Here is an 11410-nt window from a genome sequence, read left to right as displayed (position 1 = left end):
ATGCCAAGCTGGCCGCCGATCTGGCTGCGACCAAGGCCTCGGCCGAAGCCATGCGCGATCGCATCAACGGCAAGACGGTCAAGATTGAAGGCAACGTGGGCCGCGATGGCGTGCGACTGTTCGGTGCGGTGACCAGCGAGAACATCGCCGAAGCCGTGAAGGCTCAACTGGGCGAAACGGTTGAAAAGAAGCAGGTTGTGCTCGTCAACCCCATTAAGCGTCTGGGCCGCTTCTACGTGGAACTGGACATGCACCGCCAGGTCGACATGCACATCACGGTGCACGTGTTTGACCCCGCCAATCCCGATTTGGACGAGCCCGTTGCGAGCACCGAGGTCGAAGAAGACGAAGCGACCGAAGAGCCTGCCGACGAGGCGTAAACCAAGGTCCCAAGCACAAACGGCAAGTTCAATGCGGCTCCCTGGACAACCCAGGGGGCCGCATCCTGTTTTTGCTCCGGGTTTTTCTGTATTCCGGCATTTTTGGTGAAGGCGTGGCCGAGAAATGCCGATGATTAATTCACGTTTCGCCTCTCTCGTCCATGAACTCCTTCGCGTTGAGTCCGCTCCACCTGGCCCTGGTCTTCTGTGTCCTCTTGGCACTGGGAGGCATTGCCGTGCGCGGATTCCGTAAGGGACGGGGCATAAAGGGGCTCCCCGTTTTGGTCGCCATGGCCACCATGGTGCTGGGCCTTGGCTTCATGCTGAGCGAAGCCGCCATCTCGCGCGAGACCACGCGCTTGCAGGCCTACCTTTCGGGCTACGCCCCGTTCATCGCCCGACAGGCCGAAGCCCTGCAACTGCAGACCGCGGTGCGGCAAGGTAAAGATGCACCTGCCCTGGATGCCTTGACCCGTCGGTCCATCAGCGCCCACCCGTTCATGGACGGTATCTTTGCGGTCCGGCGTCGCCCCGATGGCGCGGTGCTCATCTCCTCTGGTCTCACGGCCTCCAACACCGCCGCCAAGGCATGGAGTCAGGGGCAACCGGTCTGGGAGAAGCGCGGAAATAACTATCCGGGTACCGTGGCTCCGCTGGAACCCGTGTGGGACGGAAAGGCCGTTTGGTTTTTGCTCGGCAATCCCGTATCGCCCCGCGGCATTGCGATGGCGGAACCCATTCGCGGTGCGGATGACAAAGTGGTCGGAGCGATCGTTCTGCACTTCAACGCCCGTCTTTGGACCGAAACGGTCGATGGCGCCCGATCGGGCGTGCTGGCGATGACCGCCATCATGGTGTTCCTCGTTCTGCTCGGGGGCGTGATGGTGGTGGAGCTTGCCGAAAGTCTGGCCTTGGTGCGCGTGGGCCGAGCGGAAATGGTTTTGCAAGCGGAACGCATTCGCGAGCAAATGGACATCATCGCGGAGAAAAACCAGCAGATGGCCGCTAAGCAAGATGCGCTGGCTCAGGCTAATGCGCGTCTGCACGCTTTGGCCACCATGGACGGTTTGACCAATGTGATGAACCACCGCGCCCTGATGGACACCCTCAGTGACGCGCTGGATACCAACCACACGTTCGGAAGTCCGTGCAGCGTTGTGCTGATGGACGTGGACAACTTCAAGCAGCTCAACGACCAGTACGGACACCCCGCCGGTGACGAAGTGCTGCGAATCATCGGTACGGTGCTGCGCCAGAGCTGTCCGCCCGGAGCCAGCGTGGGCCGCTACGGTGGCGAAGAGTTCATGATGATTCTGCCCGGCGCCAGTGAATCGGCCGGGGTTGCAGTGGCGGAAGAGATTCGGCGACGCATTGCGATGGCCAAAACCAACAGCCGCCCAGTAACCGCCAGTATTGGGGTGAGCACCGTTTACTCCATGAGCAAGTCGGCGCAGACCCTGATCGACGAAGCCGACCGCGCCATGTATCACAGCAAACGAAGCGGCAAGAATCGGGTGACCCACTACGGGCACGGTCTGCTGGAAACCGCCTAACGCAAGTTACTGGGCCTTTTGTCAATCTAGGGAAGCGGCCATCGCTTTCGGGCGTTTAGGTAAGTAACGCGAATCCTCCTCACGCGTGGATAAGCGACTTCGGTCGCCGTTCCAGTCCCAAGGCCCCGTTTCCCAGGCGGGGCCATTTACTTGGTGAACCCATGAAAATGGGCAAACCCCCGGCAAAGAATGGCCGAGGGCTGCTTGGGAAGAGCGTCGCGAGCGACGGGAGAAAAGTCTGACTTACGATTCGCCCCAGGCGGCTTTGCGCGGGGCCACGGGTCGCAGACCCGCCAACGGAACCTCGAATCGAATCCTTACGGCCCGAGAGAGGGTCCGACCCTGAGCCGTCGCCGTCGATTCCAGCGCCCAGCCCTGCACTTCGCCCAGGCCCATCGGAAGATCAAGGGTCACATGATCCCCCGCCCGTACCGGCGAAGCGGTCACAACACAGGCTCCGCCTGCGGAGAGATTCTGCAGGGTGGCCGAAGTACCGTTGATGCGCCCGATCATGCCGCTGTACGAGGTATCGCGCAGTTCGGCGCGCCGTTCCACATGGCGAACTCGCTCGGGGCGGGCCAAAGTGAATTCATGGGTATCGGCGTTGCGCGAGACCACGGCGGCCCGGAACGTGAGCACCGCACTGTCGGTTGCCGCCTGAACCATCATCATTTCGCCGCTGCGCAAGGGCACGTAGCGATCGCGCTGCAACGGAGCCGAGAAAATCAGCCCGGTATGGTCTTGCCGCAAAAAGTAGCAACGGTACGCCCCGCCAGGTCCAATCATACGGACACTCGTGTTTTCGGCCAGGGGAATCAGCTGCACCTTGCGGGGACGCCGATTGAAAAAGAGATACGACACGGCCACGGAAACGCCAAAGACGATGGCCAACAAACCCACCATTTCGATTAACTCACGCACGGTAAATCACCTCAAAGGGGACGAATCTCAGCTTCGCGCCGCTCAATGCGGTAGTTATCGCGGATGGTAACCAGTAGCCGAAGTGCTTCATTTAAGCTCATTTCGGCTTCGGCCGCAGCCTCGCGATCTCCCCGCTGGGCGAAGTCGAGAATCTCCTCACCTGATTGGCGAAGCAATTTGTGTGCCAACGCCCGCGCCGCGTGCGATTCTTCGTGAATTTTTGGCACCGGTAACCGTTCCATAAGGACACTGAGGGCTTCGGCGGAGCGTGCAACCGCCGCCGCGCGGGCCGTACTGGCCGGATTCCGCCCTTCCCGCCGAAGGTCAATCAAAAGATTCTGCGTCACGGCCGCCAGCTGATCGGTTCGGCGATCGGCCAGTTCAATGGCCGTGGCGTAAATGTCCCGTAAAGCCGAGCCGTCGGCATCCAGGAGCCGGGCCAGATCTGCCGCGCACTGTTCTGCATTCCCGGCGAGGGCGAAGGCCACGGCCCGACCTACCACCGCGTGAGGCCGCGGGCCTTGCTCTAGGCTTGCCGAATACTGGGCGATGGCACGCTGAAAATCGCCCTCGATGACGGCGATATCGCCAAGGACAATCAGTGCGGTGGCGGCATCGCCTCCGTGGGCCAAGGCCATGTTTGCCATATCGCGCGCCCGGGCGGGCTGACCGCTCCGCCAGTACGCACGAGCCGCCACCAAATAAAGCGGAGCCGGCTGACGCATGAGCGGAATGGCGCGCTCGGCCGCTTCCGCGGCTTGGCGGTGAAATCCTCGGCGCACCAGCAGCTCCGCCAGCAACACCCGACGCTCAGGATCAAAGGGATCCTGGTCGATGGCGTCCATGACGGCCAAAAGCGCGGCATCCAGCTTGCCTTCATCAATCAATGTTTGAATTCGGGCGAGCGGGTTTGGAGCCGGCGTGGCCACCACGACCGGCGGGTCGGCGGGCCTTTGATCGGGCGTCATCTCCACCGGCGTGATGCGCGGCCGTGTCGGCAGACGGCGGAACACACTTTCGCGGAGTAACGCCACCCAGGTGCGAGCGACGGAATCGGCGGTGGAGTCCCAATCGGGCACCCCATTGACCATCACGCTCATCATCTCGCCATCGGGCCCCAGACCGCCTAATCGCTCCATCAGCGATTCCGTTTGCGCGGTATCAATGCGGCCATCCACCCTGACTTCGGGCCGCTCTCGCGATCCCTTCGGCTTGCCGTAGCTCCACACGGGGCGACGATTTCCAAATCGGTACAGATCCGCTTGAATCCGCAGGCGCCCATCCCCCCGAACGGCGGTGTACACCATCACATAGTCGGCCTTCACCAACGGCGCCGCCCGATTCCAACTTCCGGGACGATAGGTTTCCAGTTCAGCGGGGACTTTGCCGGCGTCGACTTCGGCCCGCCAGCGGGGATCGGACATCGACCAAACCACGGGTTGAACCTGGCCAACTTCGTCAAGGGCGGCGGCCAGATGGCTATCCATCAGATAGTTCGGGTCATTGTCACGCGTGACTTCCACCCGCTCTTGCACAATGAACATGACCGGCACCTCCGCCGTGGCTGATTGAGCGCCCGCGGTCACCAAGAGGCAAAAAAATGCGGCGCGTCCGCCCCAGCTAAAGGGGAAGCGCCGCACGGTTTACGCCCCCAGAGCGCGCAAGGCGGCGCGGCAGGTCTCAAGGGCCGCCTGGATGCGAGCCGAGCCTTGACCGGCATTGATTTGGCTCTCGTAGGCAGCAATGGCTCTCTGGTAAGCGGCCACCGCGTCGGCGCGGCGACCCAACTTTTCGTAGCATTGGGCCAAGCGTTGGTTAGTGGAGCCCTTACTGGCCCCGCGTTGCAGCGCCGTCTCGTAGAGCCGGGCGGCATCGCTGAACTTGCCCTGGGTGTACAGGTCGCGGGCCTGACGAATCAGGTTATCCACGCTGCCGCTCGCCGGTTGCTCAGAGCCGGGATTGTTGCCCGCCGGTCGAGCCCCGGGGTGCACGCGAATCTCGATGCTGCCCGGATCATCTTGCGCTGCGGCTTCGGCCGGAGTTCCGCCACTTTCGGCCGTTGTGTTGCTGGGCGCGGGGATTTCTGGTTGAGGCTGGGTTACCGGAGCCGTCGGTTGGGCACCCGAGGGCGAGACATTGACCGGCATGTTGGGGCTCAGCGGGGCGTAGCCGGGATCATTGGTCGGCGTGGATCGCCCCCCGAGCGGGCCCTGAATGGCGGCCGAAGGCGGATTGGGCGTATTGCTGGCCACTAAGCCACTGGTACCCGGAGCCGGGGTTTGGGCTTGCGGGGCCGCGGTGGTCTCCGGTCCGGTTGGCACCGGAGCGACACTGCGAAAGGCCGTGGGGCCGGTGGTTTCTGGCGTGGTGTTTGAGGGCGTTTCTTGAGCCGCAGGCCGACTTGCAATCGTCAAGGCCGCACCCACGCTGAAGAGAAGGAGAATGGCCATGGCCGCGGCTCCGACCAGGTTGCGTCGTTCGCGCGGGGCTTCGACCGCCAGTTGCCGAGCGGCCAACGTTTTGCCAATTTGAGCGGCACGAATGCGGTCAAGCGGCGAATCGGGTCGGAGTTCTACCACCCGCTCGTAGGTGGCCAAAGCATCTTCCAGCATGCCATCGCGCTCGTAGGCATCGCCCAAAAGCGCCATGGCATCGGCATTTTCCGGTTCGACCTCCAAAATCGATTCCGCGACTTTCCGGGCCTCTTCGCCCCGATTCAGCACAAGAAGTCGCTGCCCATCTTGGAGCAGCTGCATGTTCTCGGCCTTGAGGGCTTGGCGGACATCATCGGGCAACGCCGTTCCGCAGGCTCGGCAAAACAGGCTGTCGAGCGCGTTTGAGGTTTGGCAGGCAGGGCAGGAAAGATGGCGCATAAGATGAGCCGCGACGACCAAAACGATGATACCCGTCGCATGGCAAGGACGGATTCAACTTTACAGAAGGTTCGATGAACCTGAGGCCGCCTGGGCGGATGGGCCGTGAAAGCCCGTGGATATACTGCCGTCCGTGACCGATCTGAAGACAACGCCGTTGACCGATCTCCACGCCCAATTGGGTGGACGTTTGGTGGAATTTGCCGGATACCGCATGCCGGTTCAGTACACCAGCATCATCGCCGAGAGCCAGGCGGTGCGCCAGGGGGCCGGCATGTTCGACGTCAGTCACATGGCCCGCCTTGAGTTTCGCGGTGACCGGGTGCTTGAGTTCCTGGAATGGATCACGACCAACGATGTGGCCAAGCTGACCGATGGCAACGGCCAGTACTCCATTCTTCCCAATGCCCAGGGAGGGGCGGTGGACGACATCATTGTCTATCGGGGTCACGACACGTTCTTCCGGATGGTGGTGAACGCCAGCAACCACGCCAAAGACGTCGCCCACATGACGGCCCTGAATACGTTTGGCGTTGAAATCACCGACCTGACCGCAGAGACGGCGATGATTGCGGTGCAAGGGCCCCGCGCGGTCGAAATTGTGGCGGGATTGAGCCCCCAAGGCTCTGCGCTCAAAGATCTGCCGTTCTTTGGCACCGCTGAAGCTGAGGTCGCGGGAGTGAGCTGTTTTGCCGCCCGGAGCGGATACACCGGCGAAGATGGATTTGAGCTCGTCTGCCCGGCGGCCGGAGCGGTCACGCTTTGGCAGGCCCTTCAATCGGCCGGCGTGATGCCATGCGGATTGGGCTCCCGGGATGTGCTGCGGGTGGAAGCCGGATTGCCCCTTTACGGTCACGAACTGACCGATGACCTCTCGCCCTTGGCGGCCAGCCTCGGCTGGGTCGTCAGCAAAACCAAATCCTTCGTGGGCAGTGAGCACTATCAGGCGGCTCGGGCCAACGGAACGCCCACCAAGTTGCAAGGGATTCGCATGAATGGTCGCCGGATTCCGGCGGTTGGCGCGGATGTCTTGGTGGAGGGTGCGAGCGTTGGCCAGGTGAGCAGCGGAGTCTATTCACCGACGCTTGGCTGCGGAATCGCGTTTGCCTTCCTCGATCCGGCGGTCAAGGCCGGAACCCCCATCACCATCGACTTTCGGGGGCAGGCGGAAGCCGGAACCGTGGTCAACAAGCGGTTCCTCAAGCCGTCCTAGGGCATTGGCCATCGACCCCAGTAAATTACGGGGGTCGATGGGTGAATTCACCCTTTAGGTTCCCCAGAATCTGCCGACATTTTGTAGCAGCGAGCTATGAATCAGACGCTTGATTGCCCGATTTTGGGCTTGGACACGGATTTTCCCAACCGACTGCATGTGGTGAAGCACCCGCCGTCGGGGAAGTTCGGTTGCTATTGCCATGATGGCGTGCATGGCTTGGCCTGCTTCTCGTCGGAAGAGGGTGCGTTCCGTTTTGCCGAGTGGATCGATTTGAGCAACATGGCCTCCGAAGAAGTCAGCTTTGATGAGGCGCGTGAGATTGCCAAGGCGCGGCCGCTCCCGATTGTGAGCCTGATGCTGCTCGACAACCTTGAAGATCCGAAGATTCACTTTGTCCGGTAAACCAGCCGGCTCAGATCATCCCGTGCCACTGACGTGCCCGATGGGCGCGTCAGTGTTTTTTTTATTTCGGCTCGTGAGTACACTCGCGCTCCCGGCTTCTAGAGTGCCGTTCCACTGACGAGCCCGAAGGGCTCGCCCATGCTTGCTTGGCCCGACGTTTTCGGCTCGTGAGTACACTCGCCCTCCCGGCCCGCAGAATCCCGTGTCGCTGGCGTGCCCGAAGGGCTCGCCCATGCTTGCTTGGCCCGACGTTTTCGGCTCGGACAGAGCCTCGCCCTCCCGGCCTGCAGAATCCAGTGCCACTGACGTGCCCGGCGGGCTCGTCAGTGCCCGTATTGCCCGACGTTTTCGGCTCGTGCGTACACTCGCCCTCCCGGCTTCAAGAGTGACGAGTCAATGACGAGCCCGCACGGCTCGCTCGGGCTTATTTCGTACACTCGCACCCCCCAAAAAGTAAAAACAAACCCCTCCTCGCCAGGCGAGAAGGGGTGTCACGGGTAAGGCGTAAGCCCAACCGCGTCAGGCCGAATTCTGATCCTTGGGTTTGGCCGGAGCATCAATCTCATTGATGCCGTCATCGAAAGCCTTCTTCGACTCTTCGACGCCGCGCTTAAACTCGCCCGCGCCCTTACCCAAGCTGCGCATCAGTTGGGGGATCTTCGCGCCGCCAAACAACAGCAGCACGATCAGACCGATGATAAGAAGTTCTTGGGTGCCGAGGCCAAACATGATGGTGTTCCGACGCGACCGGAATACCGGCCTACAGGAGATTATACGGTGGACGAGCCCAAAACTAGACGGCCTAGGCCAAGGAATCCTGGTCTAGGCCGCAATTTGGGGATCAAAGAGGCGAATTAGTTGCCCGAAGGTGCGGCCGGAACTGGGGGAGTTGCAGGGGCCGCAGGGTCAAGGTCGATGGTCACGGATCGGCCAGAGCCGGTGTCCGGGACAACTTCGCGCATATCCATGCCGGTGGTACTCCTCGACTTCGATCCTTCCCAAATTCCACGGAAGTCGGCGAACATCACGAACCAGCCGCGACTGTCTCCGCCCACCCGGGGCGCATTGGCCGGATCTTGAGCTTTGTACGGCGCACTGATGTTCATGCCCCCGTTCAACTGCTCAAAGATCACCACGGTCTTGCCCGGATCGGTGATTTCGCTTGGCTTTTTGCCGGCCACGGCCGGGTTATAGGCCAGATACGTTTTGGGCCCACCCGGATTGCACTCGAGTCCAGCGGTGATTTCGGCCGGAGTGAACATCTCGCCCACCGGATTCTTGGCCATCTCTTTGCGCATCTCATCGGTCTGCTTTTTATAGAAAGGTGCCAGATCGTCCTGCCACGTTTCTGCCGGAGGGAAGACCCCCTTCGCCTTCACGTACTCATCAAGCGAACTGGCCACGGCCCCGGTCGTGATGATGCAGCGACCAATATCGCTCGCCATGCGCATTGCCCCAAAACCGAGCGCAACGACCGCGACAATGCCAATGACACAGAAGCCCACGACCCCCACCAGAATCCAGAGCCAGGGGCTAGATTGACGCTTGGGGGCGTACTCTTGCGGCGAAAAAGGAGGAGGCGTTTGCGCCATATGCATGTATTACCTCACCGCTGCAAAACCGGGTTGCATGGGGGGTGTTGCCGTCATGGGCCTGATGTCGGTAGCATGGGCCCACCGGAGGCGGCAGCGACGCCGCACCAACCGACTATGCAGAGCACCTTGCGGCACAAACTACTCACCGGATTCGGCGCAATTGCGCTGTCTCTCATGATCCTTGCGGGCTGCGCAGGCCCCAACGCCGATAACGCCGCCAAGCCCGGCGAGTCTCCGGCGGCTTCGGGCCCCGTGGAAGTCATGGTGTTTAAGGGAGGCTACGGCAGCGACTTCTACGAAAAAGCGGCCGAAGAGTTCACGGCAGCAGGCGGTCCTAAAGTTCAAGTGATCGGCGATCCGCGCATCGATCAGCAGGTGCAACCCCGCATGCAACGCGGAAACCCGCCTGACCTGATGTATCCGGGCTGGCGATTTGATCACTGGAAGGCGGTAGATGATGGCGCGATCATGGATCTGACCGAGGTGATGAAGACCCCCGCCGCCGATGGTTCGGGCACATGGGGCGACTCCTTTGAACCCGCCTTGCTCAAGCTCGGGCAATCGGGCGGCAAGCAGTACGTTCTGCCGTACTTCTTCAGCGTCATCGGTTGGTGGTATGACCCCGATTTGTTTAAGGAGAAGGGCTGGGAAGTCCCGAAAACGTACGATGAACTGCTGGCGCTTTGCGAAAAGATCAAGGCCGCGGGGATCGCGCCCATCACCTACCAAGGGCAGTACCCCGACTATATGATCTCGGGCATGCTGACTCCGTGGCTCATCAGTGCGGGGGGCATTGAGGCGTACAACGCCTGTCAAAGTCTGGAGCCCGGGGCTTGGAAGTCGCCGGCCGTGGTTCAGGCCGCGCGCATGATTCAGGAGCTCGCGGCCAAGGGCTATTACCAAACCGGAGCCACCGCCATGAGCCACACCGAATCGCAGGCCGAGTTCGTGAATCGAAGAGCGGCAATGATTCCTTGCGGAACCTGGCTGCACTCCGAAATGCGAGAATCCATGCCCGAAGGGCGGCGCATGGCGTTCTTTTTGCCGCCGGTGATTGCGGGCGGCAAGGGCGATCCCACCGCCGTGATGATCAAGATTGAGCCGTGGATGGTGCCCGCGCAAGCCAAGAACAGCGCCGGTGCGATTGACTACTTTAAGTTCATGACCACCAAGGCCAAGGCGCAGCAGTTTGTGACCGAAAAGGGAACCCTCATGGGGATTAAAGGCGCAAACGACGTCGAGCTCCCCGATTATCTGCAGGGCGCGGCGGCGGCGTTCAAGGGCAGCACCGCAACTTACGCTCCCATTTGGCGCGAGTGGTACCCGTCGCTTTACAAGACGGTCGAAGGTGCCATTACCGAGCTCTTGAACGGCAAGCTCACCGCTCAACAGTTTGCCGACAAGATTGAGGCCGAGGCCGAAAAGCTCCGCAACGATGATGCGGTGGTGAAACGCAAGGTGAGCTAACGCGTGGCCCGAGCGGTGCGGCGTAAGGGGCGAGTCGCCTTTTTGGTGGCTTGCCTGGCCCCCGCCCTGATCCTTTATCTTGGATTAGTGGCGGGCCCCTTTGTTCAGGTGTTTCAACTGAGCCTGTACCGGTTTTCGGGCGTTTCGACCAAGCGCACCTTTGTCGGATTAGAGAACTTTCAGGATCTTTGGATTGAAGAGCCGTTCTGGTGGGCGCTGCGGAATAGCCTGACGCTCATGCTCGTGGTCGGCCCCCTGATTCTCGGCGTGGCCCTCCTTTTAGCGCACGGCATGGTCGGCCGCGACCGCGCTTCGCGCACGCTCCGGGCGATCATTCTCTTTCCCAACGTGGTTTCGGTGGTGGCGGTTGCCCTTCTTTGGAGGAGCGTGTACAACCCCTCGACCGGCTTGCTGCGGGGGATGGGGCTGCCGGGCCCCGAATCGGGTTGGTTAGGCGACCTGAATTCCGCCTTTCCGGCGTTTGCCTTTGCGTTCTTGTGGGTTTCGGTGGGCTTTTACGCGATGCTGTTTTCGGCCGCGCTCCAGGGGATTCCTGCCGAAGTCCACGAAGCCGCTGACCTGGAAGGCTGCCGGGGTTGGAGCAAGTTTGTCAGCATCACCTGGCCGCTGCTTTGGTCGGTACGGCGGGTCGCGCTCGTTCACGTCAGCATCGCGAGCATGAGCGTTTTTGCCTTGGTGCACGTGATGACCGATGGTGCCCCCAGCGAACGCACCCAGACGATTCTCAACTACCTGTTCCGGCTCATGACGATGGAAGGGAAGTACGGTCACGCCTCGGCGGTGGCGGTCGTCAACATTGGCATTTTGGCGGCCGCAAGCTTGCTTCTCTGGGTTTTGATGCGGCGCGATCCCACCGCGGGACAGAGGGCGGCATGAAACTCGGCGGACGGATTCTGGTGGCCCTGTTCGCTGCCGTGGTGGTGCTTCCTGTGGTTTGGATCATGTTGAGCGCTCTGAAGGGCAATCAACAGATCCTTGAATC

The 11410-nt window shown here is 61.4% G+C and carries 11 protein-coding genes; 6 read left to right on the top strand and 5 right to left on the bottom strand.

Features of this window, described 5'->3' with window-relative positions; genetic code table 11:
- Positions 1 to 380 (top strand): 50S ribosomal L9 C-terminal domain-containing protein (locus tag ACLNEE_RS15985; RefSeq protein ID WP_412007365.1); only part of this gene is annotated, 380 nt, incomplete at its 5' end.
- A gap of 161 nt (positions 381 to 541) precedes the next feature.
- Positions 542 to 1933: a GGDEF domain-containing protein gene (locus ACLNEE_RS15980; protein ID WP_412007364.1), complete on the top strand. Its 1392-nt coding sequence runs from the start codon at positions 542 to 544 to the stop codon at positions 1931 to 1933.
- 243 nt (positions 1934 to 2176) lie between these two features.
- Here ACLNEE_RS15980 and ACLNEE_RS15975 read toward each other — a convergent pair whose 3' ends face one another.
- Genes ACLNEE_RS15975 through ACLNEE_RS15965 form a run of 3 tightly spaced genes read right to left on the bottom strand, consistent with a single transcriptional unit; the run spans position 2177 to position 5727 of the window.
- Complete coding sequence (locus tag ACLNEE_RS15975) at positions 2177 to 2854, bottom strand: flagellar brake domain-containing protein (RefSeq protein ID WP_412007363.1); 678 nt, start codon at positions 2852 to 2854, stop codon at positions 2177 to 2179.
- Between the two features lie 11 nt (positions 2855 to 2865).
- Positions 2866 to 4494: a tetratricopeptide repeat protein gene (locus tag ACLNEE_RS15970; protein ID WP_412007362.1), complete on the bottom strand. Its 1629-nt coding sequence runs from the start codon at positions 4492 to 4494 to the stop codon at positions 2866 to 2868.
- Positions 4495 to 4497: 3 nt separating this feature from the next.
- Positions 4498 to 5727, bottom strand: coding sequence for a zinc ribbon domain-containing protein (locus ACLNEE_RS15965; protein ID WP_412007361.1), 1230 nt, complete (start codon positions 5725 to 5727; stop codon positions 4498 to 4500).
- A gap of 133 nt (positions 5728 to 5860) precedes the next feature.
- On the opposite strand from ACLNEE_RS15965, the gene gcvT reads away from it, so the two are divergent.
- Positions 5861 to 6940 (top strand): glycine cleavage system aminomethyltransferase GcvT, encoded by a 1080-nt coding sequence (gcvT, locus tag ACLNEE_RS15960; RefSeq protein WP_412007360.1) that lies wholly within the window; start codon positions 5861 to 5863, stop codon positions 6938 to 6940.
- Between the two features lie 96 nt (positions 6941 to 7036).
- Positions 7037 to 7345: a hypothetical protein gene (locus ACLNEE_RS15955; protein WP_412007359.1), complete on the top strand. Its 309-nt coding sequence runs from the start codon at positions 7037 to 7039 to the stop codon at positions 7343 to 7345.
- Positions 7346 to 7864: 519 nt separating this feature from the next.
- On the opposite strand, the gene ACLNEE_RS15950 is transcribed toward ACLNEE_RS15955, so the two are convergent.
- A complete protein-coding gene (locus ACLNEE_RS15950; RefSeq protein WP_412007358.1) occupies positions 7865 to 8074 on the bottom strand; it encodes a Sec-independent protein translocase subunit TatA/TatB in 210 nt (69 codons plus the stop codon).
- A gap of 125 nt (positions 8075 to 8199) precedes the next feature.
- Positions 8200 to 8943 carry a hypothetical protein gene (locus tag ACLNEE_RS15945; RefSeq protein ID WP_412007357.1) on the bottom strand — a complete coding sequence of 248 codons (744 nt, stop codon included), beginning with the start codon at positions 8941 to 8943 and terminating at the stop codon, positions 8200 to 8202.
- Between the two features lie 69 nt (positions 8944 to 9012).
- Between ACLNEE_RS15945 and ACLNEE_RS15940 the strand changes: the two genes are divergently transcribed.
- Together ACLNEE_RS15940 and ACLNEE_RS15935 are read left to right on the top strand one after the other, a co-directional pair.
- Positions 9013 to 10407 (top strand): extracellular solute-binding protein, encoded by a 1395-nt coding sequence (locus tag ACLNEE_RS15940; RefSeq protein ID WP_412007356.1) that lies wholly within the window; start codon positions 9013 to 9015, stop codon positions 10405 to 10407.
- A 3-nt stretch (positions 10408 to 10410) separates the two neighbouring features.
- Positions 10411 to 11304 (top strand): carbohydrate ABC transporter permease, encoded by an 894-nt coding sequence (locus ACLNEE_RS15935; RefSeq protein ID WP_412007355.1) that lies wholly within the window; start codon positions 10411 to 10413, stop codon positions 11302 to 11304.
- Positions 11305 to 11410 lie beyond the last annotated feature (106 nt).

It is taken from the genome of Aphanothece stagnina RSMan2012 (genome assembly GCF_046764815.1).
Taxonomy (GTDB): domain Bacteria; phylum Cyanobacteriota; class Cyanobacteriia; order PCC-6307; family Cyanobiaceae; genus NIES-981.
This window is presented reverse-complemented; position numbering and strand designations above follow the sequence as displayed.